The organism is Rhodococcus sp. NPDC003382 (genome assembly GCF_053589135.1).
On the sequence record NZ_JBSFRH010000001.1, the window covers coordinates 177,505 to 194,807 of the forward strand.

At 69.9% G+C, this 17,303-nt stretch carries 17 protein-coding genes and 1 tRNA gene; 11 read left to right on the top strand and 7 right to left on the bottom strand.

What is annotated here, in order from left to right; genetic code table 11:
- Positions 1-39 precede the first annotated feature (39 nt).
- Complete coding sequence (locus ACWDUD_RS00855) at positions 40-1,467, top strand: wax ester/triacylglycerol synthase domain-containing protein (RefSeq protein WP_450108063.1); 1,428 nt, start codon at positions 40-42, stop codon at positions 1,465-1,467.
- A 4-nt stretch (positions 1,468-1,471) separates the two neighbouring features.
- Here ACWDUD_RS00855 and ACWDUD_RS00860 read toward each other — a convergent pair whose 3' ends face one another.
- Positions 1,472-2,050 carry a TetR/AcrR family transcriptional regulator gene (locus ACWDUD_RS00860; RefSeq protein WP_450108064.1) on the bottom strand — a complete coding sequence of 193 codons (579 nt, stop codon included), beginning with the start codon at positions 2,048-2,050 and terminating at the stop codon, positions 1,472-1,474.
- 2 nt (positions 2,051-2,052) lie between these two features.
- On the bottom strand, positions 2,053-3,471 hold the full coding sequence (locus tag ACWDUD_RS00865; RefSeq protein ID WP_450108065.1) for an amidase: 1,419 nt from the start codon (positions 3,469-3,471) through the stop codon (positions 2,053-2,055).
- A gap of 142 nt (positions 3,472-3,613) precedes the next feature.
- Here ACWDUD_RS00865 and recO point away from each other — a divergent pair, with 142 nt between their 5' ends.
- From recO to ACWDUD_RS00885, 4 genes are read left to right on the top strand one after another with little or no spacing between them, the layout of a single operon-like run.
- On the top strand, positions 3,614-4,483 hold the full coding sequence (gene recO / locus ACWDUD_RS00870) for a DNA repair protein RecO (RefSeq protein WP_450108066.1): 870 nt from the start codon (positions 3,614-3,616) through the stop codon (positions 4,481-4,483).
- Positions 4,440-5,246 carry an isoprenyl transferase gene (locus ACWDUD_RS00875; RefSeq protein ID WP_197252153.1) on the top strand — a complete coding sequence of 269 codons (807 nt, stop codon included), beginning with the start codon at positions 4,440-4,442 and terminating at the stop codon, positions 5,244-5,246. The genes recO and ACWDUD_RS00875 overlap by 44 nt, the downstream gene beginning before the upstream one ends.
- Positions 5,243-5,665: a hypothetical protein gene (locus ACWDUD_RS00880; protein ID WP_197252152.1), complete on the top strand. Its 423-nt coding sequence runs from the start codon at positions 5,243-5,245 to the stop codon at positions 5,663-5,665. Before ACWDUD_RS00875 ends, ACWDUD_RS00880 begins: the two co-directional genes overlap by 4 nt.
- On the top strand, positions 5,662-6,276 hold the full coding sequence (locus tag ACWDUD_RS00885) for a T3SS (YopN, CesT) and YbjN peptide-binding chaperone 1 (protein WP_450108067.1): 615 nt from the start codon (positions 5,662-5,664) through the stop codon (positions 6,274-6,276). The genes ACWDUD_RS00880 and ACWDUD_RS00885 overlap by 4 nt, the downstream gene beginning before the upstream one ends.
- Positions 6,277-6,298: 22 nt before the next feature.
- Here ACWDUD_RS00885 and ACWDUD_RS00890 read toward each other — a convergent pair whose 3' ends face one another.
- Complete coding sequence (locus tag ACWDUD_RS00890; protein WP_450108068.1) at positions 6,299-6,727, bottom strand: Fur family transcriptional regulator; 429 nt, start codon at positions 6,725-6,727, stop codon at positions 6,299-6,301.
- A gap of 7 nt (positions 6,728-6,734) precedes the next feature.
- The gene (locus ACWDUD_RS00895) at positions 6,735-7,058 is read right to left on the bottom strand and encodes an ArsR/SmtB family transcription factor (RefSeq protein WP_248676688.1); all 324 of its coding nucleotides are present in this window, start codon (positions 7,056-7,058) and stop codon (positions 6,735-6,737) included.
- Between the two features lie 175 nt (positions 7,059-7,233).
- On the opposite strand from ACWDUD_RS00895, the gene ACWDUD_RS00900 reads away from it, so the two are divergent.
- Both ACWDUD_RS00900 and ACWDUD_RS00905 read left to right on the top strand, forming a co-directional pair.
- The gene (locus ACWDUD_RS00900) at positions 7,234-8,625 is read left to right on the top strand and encodes a glycine--tRNA ligase (RefSeq protein WP_248676686.1); all 1,392 of its coding nucleotides are present in this window, start codon (positions 7,234-7,236) and stop codon (positions 8,623-8,625) included.
- A 162-nt stretch (positions 8,626-8,787) separates the two neighbouring features.
- A complete protein-coding gene (locus ACWDUD_RS00905) occupies positions 8,788-9,324 on the top strand; it encodes an ester cyclase (protein WP_450108069.1) in 537 nt (178 codons plus the stop codon).
- Here the strand turns inward: ACWDUD_RS00905 and ACWDUD_RS00910 are convergent.
- Together ACWDUD_RS00910 and ACWDUD_RS00915 are read right to left on the bottom strand one after the other, a co-directional pair.
- Entirely contained in the window at positions 9,321-10,652 is a 1,332-nt protein-coding gene (locus ACWDUD_RS00910; RefSeq protein WP_450108070.1) for a cytochrome P450, read from the bottom strand. The two genes, ACWDUD_RS00905 and ACWDUD_RS00910, sit on opposite strands and share 4 nt — an antisense overlap.
- 71 nt (positions 10,653-10,723) lie before the next feature.
- On the bottom strand, positions 10,724-12,754 hold the full coding sequence (locus ACWDUD_RS00915) for a TPM domain-containing protein (RefSeq protein WP_450108071.1): 2,031 nt from the start codon (positions 12,752-12,754) through the stop codon (positions 10,724-10,726).
- 93 nt (positions 12,755-12,847) lie between these two features.
- Here ACWDUD_RS00915 and ACWDUD_RS00920 point away from each other — a divergent pair, with 93 nt between their 5' ends.
- Genes ACWDUD_RS00920 through dnaG form a run of 3 tightly spaced genes read left to right on the top strand, consistent with a single transcriptional unit; the run spans position 12,848 to position 16,778 of the window.
- Entirely contained in the window at positions 12,848-13,540 is a 693-nt protein-coding gene (locus ACWDUD_RS00920; RefSeq protein ID WP_374068734.1) for a YdcF family protein, read from the top strand.
- Positions 13,541-13,565: 25 nt separating this feature from the next.
- Positions 13,566-14,837, top strand: a complete 1,272-nt coding sequence (locus ACWDUD_RS00925) for a deoxyguanosinetriphosphate triphosphohydrolase (protein WP_450108072.1) — start codon at positions 13,566-13,568, stop codon at positions 14,835-14,837.
- Between the two features lie 27 nt (positions 14,838-14,864).
- A complete protein-coding gene (gene dnaG, locus ACWDUD_RS00930; RefSeq protein WP_450108073.1) occupies positions 14,865-16,778 on the top strand; it encodes a DNA primase in 1,914 nt (637 codons plus the stop codon).
- Between the two features lie 4 nt (positions 16,779-16,782).
- Here dnaG and ACWDUD_RS00935 read toward each other — a convergent pair whose 3' ends face one another.
- Positions 16,783-17,028, bottom strand: coding sequence for a hypothetical protein (locus ACWDUD_RS00935; protein ID WP_197253597.1), 246 nt, complete (start codon positions 17,026-17,028; stop codon positions 16,783-16,785).
- 151 nt (positions 17,029-17,179) lie between these two features.
- Here ACWDUD_RS00935 and ACWDUD_RS00940 point away from each other — a divergent pair.
- Positions 17,180-17,252 (top strand) — tRNA-Asn (locus tag ACWDUD_RS00940).
- Positions 17,253-17,303 lie beyond the last annotated feature (51 nt).

The following is a 17,303-nucleotide window of genomic DNA, read 5'->3' on the forward strand; positions in this document are numbered from 1 at the left end:
CCGATCAGTGACCGAAGTCGCTTCACGGGGGAAGAGACCATGGGCAGGAAATCGGGAACCGAGCTCGCGGCGCGTGACGCCGTGTATGTCTACGGGGACCGCGCGAGCCGGGGAGACACTCCCAGCGTCATGACGCATTTCTACGTCTTCGACACACGGCAGGGGAGTACGCCGATCGCGACCCACGCCGAGGCCGTCGACTGGATCCTCGAGCGCACCCACCGGACCCCCGCGCTGCGCAGGCGCCTGCAGCGGGTGCCGTGGGACCTCGGCTATCCGTACTGGGTCGAGGCCGCCGTCGACCCGGATCACCACATCGACTTCCGCCGGATCGGGCACACGACCCGCCCCCACCTGCACCGGCTGTTCGCCTCGCTCGCGGAACAGCCCCTCGACTTCGGCCGCCCCCTCTGGAAACTCCACGTGCTGTCCGACGTGCGGGGCGTCGGCGACCTCCCGGACCACGCGACCGTCGTCGTGCTGCGGGTCCACCACTCGATAGCCGACGGAAAGGGCGCGGTGCAGATCGCGCGCGCCCTGTTCGACGACCCGGCTGCGGAACCCTCCCGGGGCGGCACCCCGGTCCCGGTTCCCGGCCCGGTCGCGGCGGTCCGGAAACTGCCCGGCGACTACGTGCGCTACGCGGGGGCGGTTCGCCGGTGGATGAGGGGCCGACGGTCGCTCCGTGCGCTGGTCGCCTCCGGTGAGATCGCCCAGCCCGGGACCCCACGCCCGCGCACCCGGTTCAACGTCGTGGACGACAGCACCCGCCTGTTCGGCCGGGTCCGGTTCGAGCTGCGGGACGTCCGGGCGCTCGGGCATGCCACCGGGACGACCGTCAACGACGTGATGCTGACGGTGGTCTCGGACGCGGTGGGCACCTACCTCGCGGAGCGGGGTGAGACGCCGGCGGCCTCGCTGGCCGCCCATGTTCCGATCTCGGTCGGGGCCAGGTCCGGTCTGGTGGCCGAGAACAAGATCAGCGATCTGCACGTCGATCTGCACACCGACCGGACCGATCCGCTGACGCGGCTGCATCTGATCCACGAGTCGGTGGCCCGCGAGAAGGACCGGGTGTGGCGACCGGAGTGGATCGCCGTCGAATCGTCACTCGACGCGGTGCCGTCCCTGTGCATGCGGTACTCGCTGTGGCGGGCCGTGCGCAAGGCGGTCGTGTCGACCTGCGGCCGTGCCGGGGCGACGAACACCGGCCTGTCGAACGTGCCACGTGGCTCCGCCGACGCCCTGCGGTTCGGGGACAGTCCCGCCGTGGGCGGATTCAGCGTGCCCTGCCTCAACCGGCTCGTCGGCCTGATGCACTCGGTCGTGACGCTCGGTGACGCACTCGACCTGACCTTCTCGACGAAGCAGGCGGTGATGCCGGACCCCGAGGCGTACGAGCATCTGCTGGAGGGCGCCTTCGACCGCCTGTGGTCGGCCGTTCCCGCGACCGCGTCGGCGTTGTAGCGGTCTACGACTGCGGGTGAGCCCCGCCGGTGAGGACGGCGCCCTGCAGCAGCAACAACACCGACGTCGACAGGTCGCTGCCACCGCCGGTCGACAAGCGCCGCAACTGAAGTCCGGCGACGGTCGCGACCAGGGTCGGCGCGACCGCCGCGGGATCCGGCAGCCCGAGTTCGGTGAGGATCGCGACCGTCAGCTCGTCGTACGCCGCCCAGCAGCGGTCCGCGGCGGCGCGGAGTTCGGGGTCGCGGCCGGCCTGGACGTACAACTCGAACGGCGCGATCCGCTCGGCGGAGAACGCGAGGTCCTCGGCGACGCGTTCGGCGAGTCCGGCGGCCTCGGCGAGCGAAACACCTTGATTGCGATGGGATTCGGCGATCTCGCGCAGCCGGGTCGTCTCCTCGGCGACGAACGTCTCGAGCGCCGCCCGCAGCAGGTCGGGCTGGCTCGGGAAGTGGTAGGTGATCGAGCCGAGCGAGACGTTCGCGTGCGCGGCGATGCGCCGGTTGGTGACTCCGGCGACGCCGTCGGTTCCGATCAGATGCAGGGTCGAGGCGACGATGCGGTCGCGGACGGACGTGGACACCGTCACCACCAGCGTTCCGGGATCGCCTCGTGCCAGCGCAGCGACGACTCCAATTGGGCGGCAAGGGAAATCAGCAGCGGTTCGGAGTTCGCGGGACCGAGCAGCTGGGCGCCGATGGGCAGGCCCGCGTCGGTGAAACCGGCCGGCACGTTGATCCCCGGCCAGCCGAGCACGTTCCACGGCCACGCGTAGGGGCATGCGGCGGTGATGACCTTGTCGGTCTGCCAGCCGCCGATGTCGTCGATCGCTTCGATCGGGAGCGGGGGCATCGCCGTGGTGGGGGCCAGGGCCACGTCGAACCCCTCGAAGATCGCGCCGACCCGCCGTCGCAACCGCGGTTCGTGGGCGCGTGCCGCGCGCAGCGGTGCACCGCCGAGCAGGCGTCCGGTGCGGGCGTTGGCACGGGTGCGGACGTCGGCGAGGGACGGGTCGGGAAGCCGGTGCAGCCAGTCGTCGAGACCGGCCATCGAGCGGGGCAGGAAGTTCAGGCCGAACGTGATGCCGTAGTCGGGGTCGGCGACGGTGACCTCGTGGCCGAGGTCGCGGAGGGCCCGGGCGATCGAATCGACGCCGACGCGGACCTCGGGGGTGAGGTGGGTGCGTGTCGCGGTGAACGGGGTGCGCAGCGCCAGCGCGATGCGCAGACGTCCGGGGTCCCGGTCGACGGCGTCGGTGACGGTGACCGGATCGACGTGGTGGCGGTCGCCGGGGTGGTTGCCGGACACCGCGTCGAACAGCAGGGCGGCGTCGACGACGGTGCGCGCGAGGACGCCGTGGGTGGTCAGCCCGTTGAACGCCTCGGGGTCGGGCCACATCGAGATCCGCCCGCGTTGCGGTTTGATGCCGACCAGGTGGCTCCACGCGGCGGGGATGCGGACGGAACCGGCGCCGTCGGAGCCGAGGGCGGCCGAGACGAGCCCGGCGGCCACCGCGGCGGCGCTGCCTCCGGAGGACCCGCCCGGCGTGTGCTCGCGCGACCACGGGTTGCGGGTGTGCCCGAACGCGATGCCGCCGGTGAGCGGCCACTGGCCCAGTTCGGGCGAGTGGGTCTTGCCGACGATGACGGCCCCGGCTTCGCGCAGGCGTCGTACGACCTCGGCGTCGTAGTCCTGGGGCGGGAATTCGCCGGCGCAGCCGAAGGCCGTGGGTTCGCCGGCGATGTCGGTGTCGTCCTTGACCGCGATCGGCACTCCGAGCAGCGGGTGACGGTCGCCGCACGCACGTCGGCGGTCGGCCTCGGCGGCCTCGGCGAGCGCGGCTTCGCGTCGGACCACCCGGAACGCGTTGAGCGTGCCCTGCGTGGCCTCGATCCGCTCGAGCGCGGCCCGGGTCAGTTGCACCGACGTGACGGTGCCGTCCGCGAGCGCGGCGGCTTCGGCGGCGAGTCCGGCCGCGCGGGTGTCTTCCCTGGAAGTGGTCATCGAACGCCCCCTGTTCGTTCGAACGAACAATAACGCGTTCCAGTTGGGCGGGCAAGCCCGCCCGTGTGCCTTTGTGGCGGTCCCGGGCGCCGGAAAGGCGCACGACCCCTCGCCTGTCCGCCCCGCATGAAAGACTCACGGAGTGAGGTTGTATCGGGACAACGCGGTGGTGCTCCGCCAGCACAAATTGGGTGAGGCGGATCGCATCGTCACCCTGCTCACTCGCCGTCACGGGCTGGTGCGAGCCGTCGCGAAGGGCGTGCGCCGCACCCGATCGAAGTTCGGTGCCCGGCTCGAACCGTTCGCGCACATCGACGTTCAGCTGCATCCCGGCCGCTCGCTCGACATCGTCACGCAGGTACAGACCCTCGACGCCTTCGCGGCCGACATCGTCGACGACTACAGCCGGTACACGACCGCCTGCGCGATCCTCGAAACCGCCGAGCGGCTCGCCGGCGAGGAACGTGCCCCGGCGCCGCGCCTGCACGCGCTGACCGTCGGTGCGCTGCGTGCCCTGTGCGACCGGATCCGCCCACCGGAGCTGATCCTCGACGCCTACCTGCTGCGAGCCATGACCTACGCCGGTTGGGCGCCCGCGATCGGCCGTTGCGCCCGCTGCGACCGGCCCGGTCCGCACACCGCGTTCCACGTCGCCGCCGGGGGAGCGGTCTGCGTGCATTGCCGGCCGCCCGGCGCGGCTACCCCGGCACCGGGTGTCCTCGCCCTGATGGACGCCCTGAACCACGGGCGGTGGGACGGCACCGAGACCGCCGACCCGGCGGTGCGCAGCCAGGCCAGCGGCCTGATCGCCGCGCACCTGCAGTGGCACCTCGAACGGCGGCTGCGCACGCTACCGCTCGTCGAGCGTTCCACCGACCGTCCGGCAGCCGGTGCTGTAGGGCGTGACGCCGGTGCTGTAGGGCGTGACGCCGGTGCCGTGGGGCCCGACGCCGATGCTGTCAGGCAGGATGAAGACCGTGATTCGACGACGCGCCCCGCAAGCATCGCCTGACCGCGCGATCCGGCCACCGGCCCCCCACCCGTCCGGTGCCCGGCCCCCGATCCTGCAGCCCGAGTTGATCCCCCGGCACGTCGCGCTCGTCATGGACGGCAACGGCCGCTGGGCGCAGGAACGCGGACTGCCGCGCACCGCCGGACACGAACGCGGTGAGGCCGTGCTCATGGACACCGTCGAAGGCTGCATCGAGATCGGTGTCAAATGGCTCTCGGCGTACGCGTTCTCCACGGAGAACTGGAAGCGCAGCCCCGAGGAGGTGCGCTTTCTCATGGGCTTCAACCGCGACGTGATCCGCCGCCGCCGCGACGAGATGCACGAGATGGGCGTGCGGGTGCGCTGGGCGGGCCGCCGGCCCCGGCTGTGGCGCAGCGTCATCAAGGAACTCGAGATCGCCGAGGAACTCACCAAGGACAACGACGTGATGACCCTGGTCATGTGCGTCAACTACGGCGGACGTGCCGAGATCGCCGACGCCGCGCGCGAGATCGCGCGACGCGTCGCGGCGGGTGAGATCGACCCCGAGAAGATCACCGAGGCGACGATCGAACGGTACCTCGACGAACCCGACATGCCCGACGTGGACCTGTTCTTGCGCCCGTCCGGCGAGCAGCGCACGTCGAACTTCCTGTTGTGGCAGGCCGCCTACGCCGAGTTCGTGTTCCAGGACAAGAACTTCCCCGACTTCGACCGCCGCGACCTGTGGGCCGCGTGCGTCGAATACGCCTCCCGTGACCGCAGGTTCGGTGGAGTCAAGTGAACGAACTGCGGGATCGGATCGGCGCGGCCCTCGCCTCGTTCGTCGACTTGCACGAGCCGTCGGTCGACGGTGACGACTCGTTCGGATTCGACTACGCGGGCGTGCCCTGTGCCCTGCGGGTGGTCACGCTCACCGAGGGGCTCGACGTCGTGTCGCTGACGAGCGTGCTCGGGTGGGACCTCGCCCTCGACGACGATCTGCGGGCCCGCATCGCGTCCGCGGCGGACGCGGTGCAGTTCGGATCGGTGCACGCGGTCGAGCGGGAGACCGACGCCGACGTGGTGCTGCGCTATTCCTTCCCGGTGACCGGACTGGGCGACACGGCTCTGACGACGATGCTGCTGCTGGTGCTCGGCGGTGCGGCCGACGCGCGCACCGCGATCGTCGAACCCGAAGCCGGAACCGAGGGGGAGCGGTGAGCAAGAAGAACGGGCGCAAGAAGGGTGCGAACAAGAAGCGGGCGGGTGCCGAGGTTGTGAGCACCGGGACCGCGGGCGGCGCGCAGTCGCTCGAGGAATTGTGGGCCGTGCCGGTGGACACCGAGGACGACGACGCATTGCGCGACGCGGTTCGACGGATCCTGGCGGACGTGCTCGACGAGGCGCCGGAACCGGACGAGGACGGCGACCTACCGATCTGGCTCGGTGATGTGATCACCTACGCGTCCGTCGACGCCGAGGACGCCGTCGTGGAACTGCGCACGTTCCTGGCCGAAAGGATCGCCGGACGGACCCGTGCCGCCGAGGTGCTCGGCGACCTCCAGTCCGAGTGGCCGGACTTCAAGTTCGTGCTGCACAAGGACCGGGTGACGGCCGAGCAGCGTGTCCCCGCGTCGCCGTTGGTCCCGATGCACCTGATCCGTGCGGTCGGGGCGATCGTGCCGCTCGTCGAGGAGGCCCGCGTGCTGGCGTCCCGCCTCGGTGGCGAAGCGTGCGTGTTCGACGGCGAGGCCACCGGAACCGATCGTGCGGTCGGCGGAAACCTGCTCGCCGACGCCGGGTGCGACTGCGGAAACTGCGCCTGCGGCTGAGCCTCGGCCGGATACGTCCGGCTCAGCGCGACTGCTCGCCGTCCGCAGCGGCGCAGTCGCGGCACGTGCCGAAGATCTCGATGGTGTGGCTGACATCGGCGAACCCGTTGGATTCGGCGATCTCGTGGGACCAGCGCTCGACCTCCGGTCCGTCCACCTCGACGGTGAATCCGCAGGTGCGGCACACCAGGTGGTGATGGTGGCCCGACGAACAGCGCCGGTACAGCGACTCGCCGGTGTCGGTGCGCAGCACGTCGACGCTGCCGGCTTCCGCGAGCGACTGGAGGGTCCGGTACACGGTGGTCAGTCCGATGCCGTCTCCGCGCTTGCGCAGTGCGTCGTGCAGGTCCTGCGCCGACCGGAACTCCTCGATGTCCTCGAGCAGGGCCACGATCGCGCTGCGCTGCCTGGTGGAACGGACCCCGACGACGGGCTTGCGGGCAGAGGTCACGGCGAGGTCAACCTTCCTGAACGTGGGCGATGGCGTCGACGACGATGTGGGCGAGATGGTCGTCGGCGAGGCGGTACAGCACTTCGCGGCCGGACCGTTCCCCGCGCACGACCCCGGCCGACTTGAGCACCCGCAGGTGCTGGCTGATCAGCGGTTGCGTCACGCCGAGCGCCCCGACCAGTTCGTGCACGCAGCGTTCGGATTCGCGCAGTTGCAGCACGATGGCGATGCGGACCGGCGCGGACAGCGCGCGCAACAGTTCGCCGGCGAGCGTGAGCGTGTGGTGTGACGGAGGCGTGAGGTGTTCGTCCCGGCACTCGTGCTTGTCGATGGGGACGCTCAACGGTTCTCCTTCGACGGGCGGTAGTGTTAATGCAAACCGATTCCATTTTGATATGCACGAATGTGCATGTCAACCGGCTCGGAATTCGACCTGCAGGAGCGGAGCGATAGGCTTACCGGCGACGTATGTTGCGAACCACGCATCGAAGATGGAGAGAACCCGAGTGGCACCCAAATCCAAGATCGATACCGTCGCCAACCTCGCCAAGCGCCGGGGCCTGGTCTACCCGTGCGGTGAGATCTACGGCGGTACGAAGTCGGCCTGGGACTACGGGCCGCTCGGCGTGGAGCTCAAGGAGAACATCAAGAAGCAGTGGTGGCGCAACATGGTCACCAGCCGCGAGGACGTCGTCGGCCTCGACTCCTCGGTGATCCTGCCGCGCCAGGTGTGGGTCGCCTCCGGCCACGTCGGTGTGTTCAACGACCCGCTGGTCGAGTGCCTGAGCTGTCACAAGCGGCACCGGCAGGACCACCTGCAGGAGGGTTACGCCGAGAAGAACAAGCTCGACGATCCCGACTCGGTGCCGATGTCCGACATTCCGTGCCCGGACTGCGGCACCAAGGGTCAGTGGACCGAGCCGCGCGACTTCAACATGATGCTGAAGACGTACCTCGGCCCGATCGAAAGCGAAGAGGGCCTGCACTACCTGCGCCCGGAGACCGCCCAGGGCATCTTCGTGAACTTCGCGAACGTGCTCACCACCTCGCGCAAGAAGCCGCCGTTCGGCATCGGCCAGATCGGCAAGAGCTTCCGCAACGAGATCACCCCGGGCAACTTCATCTTCCGGACCCGCGAGTTCGAGCAGATGGAGATGGAGTTCTTCGTCAAGCCGGGCGAGGACGAGGAATGGCACCAGTACTGGATCGACTACCGGATGGACTGGTACACGGGGCTGGGCATCAACAAGGACAACCTGCGCCTGTACGAGCACCCGCAGGACAAGCTGTCGCACTACTCGAAGCGCACCGTCGACATCGAGTACCGCTTCCACTTCCAGGGCAGCGAGTGGGGTGAGCTCGAGGGCGTCGCCAACCGCACCGACTTCGACCTCGCGACGCACGCGAAGCACTCGGGCACCGACCTGAGCTACTTCGATCAGACGACGAACGAGCGCTACACGCCGTACGTCATCGAGCCGGCGGCGGGTCTGACCCGGTCACTGATGGCCTTCCTCGTCGACGCGTACACCGAGGACGAGGCTCCGAACGCCAAGGGCGGTGTCGACAAGCGCACCGTGCTGCGCCTGGACCGCCGGCTCGCTCCGGTCAAGGCCGCGGTGCTGCCCCTGAGCCGCAACGCCGACCTGAGTCCCAAGGCCAAGGACCTCGCCGCCCAGCTGCGCCGCAACTGGAACGTCGAGTTCGACGACGCCGGTGCCATCGGCCGCCGCTACCGTCGCCAAGACGAGATCGGTACCCCGTTCTGCATCACCGTCGACTTCGACACGCTCGAGGACCAGGCCGTCACGATCCGCGAGCGCGACACCATGGCGCAGGAGCGCGTCGCGCTCGATCAGGTCGAGGGCTACCTCGCCCAGCGCCTGATCGGCGCCTGACCCGCCGAGCGGGGACTTCGTGCCGGCCGGGCCGGGAGGTGATCGCACTCCCGGCCCGGTCCGGATGGTCGACTCCTCACGTGGGCGGCGGCGTGCGGCGTTAGCCTGAATAGGCAATCCGCCGAGCCGGCGAACTCGTCGCACGCAGTGCCTGGAGTAGAGATGACCGATACCGGCCGCACCACAAGCTCGACCGTTACCGACCCACCGACGGACGCCTCCAATGCGGATCTCGTCCGATGGGCGATCGGTCGAATCAACGCCGAGGACATCGACAGTCTGCGCAACCGTCTCTGGACGGCCGAGTCCGTCGTGTACTTCCCGACCGGGTCGTGTCGCGGTGCCACCGAGATCGGCGCCTACTTCGACCGCGTCTACTCCGCGGTGACCGACTTCGCCATGGAGATCTCGGCGATCGCCGAGTCCGGTGACGACGTCCTGGTCCACTGGCGTCTGAGCGGCCGCCACACCGGCACCCTCTTCGGGGTCGCCGGTACCGGGCGGCACGTCGAGCTCGAGGGTTTCGACCACTTCGTCCTCGCAGGCGGCAAGGTCGTCACCAACACGGTGCGCTACGACCAGATGGAGTTCGCCCGCCAGATCAAGATGTTGCCGCCCGACGGATCGATTCCGGATCGCGTGACGAAGGCAATCTTCAATGCCGCTACGCGGATAGCGCGTCTCGCGCGTCGTCGTTAGCGGCCCCGAGCAACCACCGGTTCGGCGAGACCCTGTCCCTCGCACACGGTCTGGAGCCGCGCGAGTGTCGCGTCGAGGCCGGGGCCGAGCCTCGGGCCGGGTGTGAAGGTAGCCGGGAGATGCCGCATCCCCTGGATGATGCCGATCGTCTCGTAGTGCACGGCCTCGTCTGCAGCGCAACGGAAGTCGGGAATCCGATCGAGGACGGCCAGAAGCATCCGCTTGAACACCGTGCGGGCCACGTTCGATCCGATGCATCGGTGGATGCCCAGCCCGAAACTGAAGTGCCGGTTACCTTTCCGTTCGAGGTCGACGGTGTCGGGATCTTCGAACAGCGACGGGTCGCGATTGGCCATCGCCCACGACAGCCACAGTCGCTCACCTTCGCGGAGGTCGACACCGGCGTATTCGTAGTCGGCGCAGATGGTTCGGCCGTCTCCCGGGGTCGGTGTGAAATACCGCAGGAACTCCTCGGTCGCCGAATCGAGCAGGGTGCCGCGCTCGCGGTCGAGACGGGCACGTTCATCCGGATGCTCCGAAAGCCACTCGAACGCATGGGCGGTCAGGGCCGTCGTCGTGTCGAATCCGCCGCCGATCAACAGGTTCAGCATCCCGAGGATCTCGATGTCCGGCGGCGTCTGCCCGTCGACCTCGGCGCGGACGAGTGCGTCGACCAGCCCCGGCCGCGGCGACTCCCGCACCTCGAGGATCGTGGCGAACAGATCCGTGCCCATCGCCCGGTGCAGTTCGAGGACCCGGTCGCGATCCGGCGAATCCGGCGGCGTGTACAGCGCCGCGTGGGCGGGTTCGCTGTAGACCTCCCACTTGTGCAGCGGAATCCCCAGCATCGCCAAGGTCAGCACGGCCGGAACGATGTTCGCGAGGTCGTCGACGAAATCGATGTGCCCGCTCGCGATCTTCTCGTCCAGGCACGCGTGGGTGACCTCGTCGACGAACGGGATCCAGCGCGCGACCGCAGCCGGTGACAGATACGGGTTGAGGATCTGCCGGTACGCCTGGTGTTCGGGTGGATCCATCTCGAGGATGCCCGAGCGGATCGGGTTCTCCGCGTGCGGGATCGTGATACCCACATAGCCGCGCCGGACCCCGTTCACGTCGTTGTCGTTGGAGACGACCTGCGACCGCGCCAGGTGGAAGACCTCCTCGGCGCCCGCGGCGACCCAGTGCCCGCCGTGGGTGTCGGTCCACGCCAGGGGACAGTGCGCCTGCATCTCCTTGGTGATCGCTTCGAACCGGTCGCGGTACTCCGGCGCGTGCCGATCGAAATGGAACCGCTTCTTCCCCTGCTCGGTGTTCGTCACGACCACAGCCCCCCGTCGGCGATGGGCAGAAGGCTAGCAGTGCCGTCGCCGACGGGAACCGGATTCGCTGACTTCGGTCAGAAACGTCCGCCGCTGCTGCGGCCGATGCGGCCCGAGCTGCTGGGCCCGCCGAACGAACCGGGTCCGCGACCGCCGCCCCCGCGGTAGCCGCCGCGCCGCGAGTGGCCGCCCCCGCCCCCGCCGCGCAGGATGCTGTCGATCAGGATGCCGCCGAGGATCGCGCCGGTCATGTCGTTGCCCGAGCTGCGCGGCTGCTGACGCTGCTCCCACTGCCGCACGTCGCTCTGCGCGGCCCACAACGCCTTCGCGCCCAGCTGTGTCGCGGCCTGCGCGTGCTGCAACGCCTGCGCCGTATCGGTCGAGGCGAGCTGCTGCGCCGCCTGCAGGTGCCGTTGTGCCTCCGACAGCCGGGTGCGGGCCTCGGCGCCGACCGCGCCGCGCCGCGTGCCGATGAAGTCGGCCGCGGACGTGACCTGCGACTGCGCGGCCGTCAGATCCTGCTGCAGCTTCTGCCGGGTGCGCTCGGCCTGTTCCTGCGCCTCGCGGGTGCGGGCGAGCACCGCGTCGAGCGTGGCGTCGGCCTCGGCGACGCGGGTGAAACTGCCCAGGGGGTCGGACGCCTGCGCGGCACGCGCGTGGGCGAGAGCCTCGGTCGCCGCGGCCTTCGCCTTCGCCAGGTCCGCACCGCCGCTCGCCGCGAGCTGTTCGGCGGCGGCGACACCCTGCTCCAGGTCCGCGATCGCCGCGGGCAGCGTCGCCATCGCGTGCCGGATGTCGGCCTCCGCGTGATCGACACCGTCGAGCAGCGTCGACGCCTGCGTCAGCGCGCCCTCGGCCGCCCGGATCGCACCGACCGCCGGACCCTGCTTCCCGACCGGCAACGCGACAGCGTCGCGACCGTCGGCGATGGACTTCTCGGCGAACGCGAGCTGCTCACGCGCGAGCGCGGTGTTCTGCGCGACCGGCGCGAGCGTCTCGGCGGGGAACTCGGCTCGCAGCGCGGTCAGCACCGCCTCGGACGCGGGCACCCGCGCGGTGAGGGTCACGACCTGCTGGGTGAGCGCGTCGAGGCGGGCCGGGGCGTCGAGCAGCAGATCACGCATCCCGTCGAATTCGGTGACCCGCGCGTCGAGTTCGCGTCCGGCGCGCCCGCACGTGGAGATCAGATCGACGAGCATGTCGCGGCGTTGCTGCGGGGTCTCGGGAATCGCGTCGTCGAGGCGCTGCCGGATCTCGAAGGCTTTCGCGAGCGCGGCCTGGGCCTGGGCGAAGGCCGTCGCGAACGGGGCGACGGCCTGCTCGCCGAACTCGCCGCGCGCCAGCTCGAGTTCCTCGGCGCTGGTGCGCACCGCGTTGTCGGTGTCGACGAGGATGTCCTTCGCGCGGGCGTCGAGGACGTCGAGCGGCAGTGCCGCCAGCGCGGCGGTGTCGGTCGGGTCGATCCCGGCCGCGGCCTGGGCACCGGCCTCGGCACGCTTGCGCTTCGACCGCCGCGTGTACAGGTAGACGCCCCCCGCTCCGGCTACGACGACACCGCCACCGACGATCAGCGGCGTCATCGACGCGGGGGAGAGCGCGTCGTCCAGGCCCTCGGCCGCGGCGATGGCGGCACCGGCCCAGTCCTCCTCCACCAGTCGCGGCCGCACCTGGTTCGTGGCGATCGACTCGACCTCCGCGTCGGAGACGTCGGTCACGTCGTTCGACACCCAGAAGCTGTAATCGCGGTCGGTGGTGGCGACGGCCAACAGCGCCGTCTTCGGCCCGAACCCGCTCGCCTTCGCCGTGGCCTCGGTCCAGTCGGCGCCGGACATCCCGGAGAAGCTCGGTACGTACGCGACCCACAACTGCACCTGGTGCTCGCCGTACAACCGGTCCAGTGCCGACTGGACCTCGGCCTTCGCGTTCGCGTCCAGCACGCCGGAGGAGTCGGTGATCTGCCCGGGCAGGCGCAGCGGGGTGTCGGCGGACGCCGCCCCGGGCCACAACAACAGCACCAGCAGTGCCAGCACAGCGGGCACAGCCGCGAGGATCGGGCGGGGGACCGGTCGGGTGGGTGCCGCAGCGGCAGCGGACGAGTACACGGGCATGGCGTCGAATCTAACGGTCGCGGGAGCGGTGCGCGTGCGCGTGCGTGGCGCGTCGTCGGCCGAACCCGGCGCGGGCGCTGGCAGAATCGTGGGGTGAGTACCGCAGCCCGCCGATCCCGGCCGAACCCGCCGCCCGCCTCGCAGCGTCGCGGCGTCGGTGCGGGTTTCGCACGGTGGACCCGGCGGATCGTGGTCGGCGTGATCCTTGCCGCGATCGCGGTCGTCGCCGGCACCGCGGTGCGGGTCTGGCAGGTCGCCCGGATCGACGACTGGAGCCACGCCGACGCGATCGTCGTCCTCGGTGCCGCCCAGTACTCGGGGACACCGTCGTCGGTGTTCGAAGCCCGGCTCGAACAGGCCGTGCAGCTGTACGAGAACGGGGTGTCCGACACGGTCGTGACCGTCGGCGGCAAGCAGGAAGGCGACCTCTACACCGAGGCCGCGGCCGGCAAGAACTATCTGATGTCGCGCGGGGTGCCGGGCGAGGCGATCCTCGCGGTCGAGGAAGGCACCGACACGCTGCTCAGCGTCGAGGCGGTCAGCCGGGAGATGCACGAGCGGGGCATGTCGTCGGCGGTGCTGGTCAGCGATCCGTGGCATTCGCTGCGGACCCGCACCATGGCGCGCGACGCCGGGCTCGAGGCGTGGACCGCCCCGACCCGGACGGGACCGGCGGTGTTCACCCGCGAATCGCAGATCCACGGCATCGCCCGGGAAACCGGAGCCCTGGTCTGGTACCAGTTGACGCACGGCTCGGCGGACTTTCCCTACACCGCCGCGCAGTGAGTTCCGGCGCAGCTGAGGAGGGTGGATGCAGGGCTACACCGAACACGAACTCGAGCGCCGCGTCGTCGAGGCCCCCAAACGGTCGGGAATCGCCGGTGCGGAGGCCGCGGCCGCCGAACGCACCCCGTTCGCGCGGGACCGCGCGCGTGTCCAGCACTGCGCCGCGCTGCGCCGGCTGGCCGACAAGACGCAGGTCGTCGGGCCCCGCGACGGCGACACCCCGCGCACCCGGCTGACCCACTCGATGGAGGTCGCGCAGATCGGCCGGAGCATCGCGGAGGGACTCGGTGCCGACCCCGACCTGGTCGATCTCGCCGGTCTCGCCCACGACATCGGGCACCCGCCGTACGGGCACAACGGTGAACGGGCCCTCGACGAGGTCGCGGCGAGCTGCGGCGGCTTCGAGGGGAACGCGCAGAACCTGCGCATCCTGACCAGCCTGGAACCGAAGATCCTGTACTCGGACGGGCACAGCGCCGGGCTGAACCTCACCCGCGCGACCCTCGACGCGACCCTGAAGTATCCGTGGACCCGCCCCCGGCCCGGCGCGAAGTTCGGTGCGTACGACGACGACGCCGAGGTCCTTGCGTGGATCCGCAAGGGCGCACCGGACCGGAAGAAGTGCCTCGAGGCGCAGATCATGGACTGGTCCGACGACGTCGCCTATTCGGTGCACGACGTCGAGGACGGCGTCATCGACGGCCGCATCGACCTGCGGGTGCTGTCCGACCCGGCGTCCGTGCAGGGACTCGTCGACGTCGGCATGCGCGAGTTCTCCGACCTGATCCCGGACGAACTGGTCGAGGCCGCCGAGCGGCTGTCCCGGATGCCGGTGATCCTCGGCGTCGGCGTCTACGACGGCACTCTCGCCAGTTCGGTTGCGCTGAAGAGACTCACCAGCGAACTCGTCGGCCGCTACGCCACCGCCGCGATCAGCGGCACCCGCGAGGTCACCGGCGGGGAACCGGTCAGCCGCTACGCCGCGGACCTCGTGGTGCCGCCGCTCGTCGCCGCCGAGGTCGCGCTGCTCAAGACCATGGCACTGCAGTTCGTCATGTCCGACGGGGCGCACCGCAAGCGGCAGGAACGCCAGCGTGAACGCATCCACCGGGTCGCCGAATGGTTGCTGCGCACCGCCCCAGTCGGTCTCGATCCGCTGTTCGTCCCGGCATGGGAGGACGCGAAGGACGACGCGGCGCGCGTGCGGGTCGTCGTCGACCAGATCGCCTCGTGCACCGAGTCCCGGCTGGAGCGGATCGACAAGGACAGTCTGGCCGCGCAGGCGGGCTGGGGGTAGCGGTCGGCGAGCGCTTAGACTCGTCCCGTGGCCGGCCGAATTTCCGACAGAGACATCGCGGCCATCCGCGACCGCATTCGCATCGAGGACGTCGTCGGCGACTATGTCGCCCTCAAACGCGGCGGTGCCGACTCGATGAAGGGCCTGTGCCCGTTCCACGACGAGAAGTCCCCGTCGTTCCACGTCCGGCCCAACCACGGCCATTTCCACTGCTTCGGTTGCGGCGAGGGCGGCGACGTCTACTCGTTCCTGCAGAAGATCGAGCACATCAGCTTCGTCGAAGCGGTCGAGCAGTGCGCCGAACGGGTCGGCTACACCATCAACTACGAGGGCGGTGGCCCGTCCGTCCAGCGCGACCGCGGTACCCGTGCCCGGCTGATCGCCGCGAACGCTGCCGCACAGGCCTTCTACGCCGAACAGTTGCGCACCCCGGACGCGCAGGCAGCGCGCGACTACCTGACCGAACGCAACTTCGACGCTGCCGCCGCGCAGATGTTCGGCTGCGGCTACGCGCCCGCGGGGTGGGACGCGCTCACCAAGCACCTGCTGTCGAAGGGTTTCGAGTTCGCCGAACTCGAGGCGGCGGGGTTGTCGAAGCAGGGCCGCCGCGGTCCCATCGACCGCTTCCACCGCCGCCTGCTGTGGCCCATCCGCAATCTCGCCGGCGACGTCATCGGCTTCGGCGCGCGGCGGCTGTTCGACGACGACACCCTCGCCGCGAAGTATGTCAACACCCCGGAAACGGTGTTGTACAAGAAGTCCCAGGTGCTCTTCGGTCTCGATCTCGCGAAACGTGAGATCGCCAAGTCGCATCAGGCGGTGATCGTCGAGGGCTACACCGACGTGATGGCGATGCACCTGGCCGGTGTGAAAACCGCTGTGGCGTCCTGTGGTACGGCCTTCGGCGACGAACACCTGTCGATGCTGCGGCGACTGCTCATGGACGACAGCTACTTCCGCGGCGAGATCATCTACACCTTCGACGGTGACGCGGCCGGGCAGGCCGCGGCGATGAAGGCGTTCGAGGGCGATCAGAAGACCGCAGCCAAGACGTTCGTGGCGATCGCGCCGAAGGGCATGGACCCGTGCGAACTGCGCCAGGCCAGCGGCGACGGGGCCGTACGGGATCTGGTCGCCCGCCGCACCCCGATGTTCGAGTTCGTCGTCCGGTCGATTCTCGCCGAGCACGACCTCGACACCGCGGAAGGTCGCGTGGAGGCGCTGCGCCGCTGCGTGCCGGTCGTCGCCCGCATCAAGGACCGCTCGCTGCGCGACAACTACTCGGTGCAGCTCGCGCACTGGGTGGGCTGGGACGACATCCCGACCGTGCGTCGTCGCGTGCAGGAGGAAGCGCGGCGCGGTAGTCGAGCGCCGGAGGCGAGGACCCGTGCGGCTGCGGCATCGACTTCCGAGCCGCCGGCGTCGGTGCTGCGTCGCCCGCGGCCGAACGATCCGTCGCTGTGGCCGCAACGCGACGCGTTGAAGGCGGCGCTGCAGTATCCGGGGATCGCCGGCACAGTGTTCGACTCACTGCCGGGGGAGACGTTCACCGACCCCGCCTACGCCGCCGTGCGTGAGGCCGTCGCCGCCGCCGGGGGCACCGGAGCCGGGCTCGGGGGCGCCGAATGGGTCGACGCCGTGAGCCGGGCCGCGACCGACCCGGTCGCGCATTCACTGGTCAGCGAGCTCGCCGTCGAGCCGCTGCCCGCCGACGACGAGCGGATGCCGCGCTACATCGGTGGGGTGCTCGCGCGGCTGCAGGAGGTCTGGGTGGGCGAGCAGGTCGCCGAACTCAAGTCCAAGCTGCAGCGCATCTCGCCCGCCACCGAGTCCGACGAATTCCACGCCCTGCTCGGCGATCTCGTGGCGCTCGAGCAGTACCGCCGTAGCCTGCTGGACCAGGCCATCGGCGACGCCACCGGCGAGGGGCTGGCCGGCTGAGCTGCTATCGCTTCAGCTGATCACGCGGAATCATGATCGTGGTCTGCTCGTCGATCGGCTTCATCGGTTCGAGCTTCGGTTGCGGATTGATGGAGTCGGCGAGCTTCTGACGGCCCACCTCGATGGCCTTCTTGGTGACGGGGCTCGCCGCCACGGCCCTGGCGGTCTTGCTGATCTGTTCGTACCGGGCTCGGCCGGCTCGTGTTCCGAGCACATATCCCGCCGCCACCCCGACCAACAATCCGATCAATGTGAGAGTCCTTTCCACCCGTGTCTGCGCGTCGCGTACATCCTGCCCGATCGGGCGCCGCATGCCCACATGCAGGCGATTTGGTACCGCAGAGGGTGAAACGCTACAGTTCTTCTCGCACCGAGGGAAACCGCGGAGCACCGCAGGACAATCCCCTGTAGCTCAATTGGCAGAGCATTCGACTGTTAATCGAACGGTTGCTGGTTCGAGTCCAGCCGGGGGAGCAGAGAAGACCCCCACCCGATCCGGGTGGGGGTCTTTTTCTTTTCAGGGCT

Coding starts and splice junctions, on each gene's coding strand:
- ACWDUD_RS00915 (WP_450108071.1), bottom strand. CDS start 12,754: ATGCCCGTGTACTCGTCCGCTGCCGCTGCGGCACCCACCCGACCGGTC.
- ACWDUD_RS00905 (WP_450108069.1), top strand. CDS start 8,788: ATGACCGATACCGGCCGCACCACAAGCTCGACCGTTACCGACCCACCG.
- ACWDUD_RS00855 (WP_450108063.1), top strand. CDS start 40: ATGGGCAGGAAATCGGGAACCGAGCTCGCGGCGCGTGACGCCGTGTAT.
- ACWDUD_RS00865 (WP_450108065.1), bottom strand. CDS start 3,471: ATGACCACTTCCAGGGAAGACACCCGCGCGGCCGGACTCGCCGCCGAA.
- ACWDUD_RS00925 (WP_450108072.1), top strand. CDS start 13,566: ATGCAGGGCTACACCGAACACGAACTCGAGCGCCGCGTCGTCGAGGCC.
- ACWDUD_RS00875 (WP_197252153.1), top strand. CDS start 4,440: ATGAAGACCGTGATTCGACGACGCGCCCCGCAAGCATCGCCTGACCGC.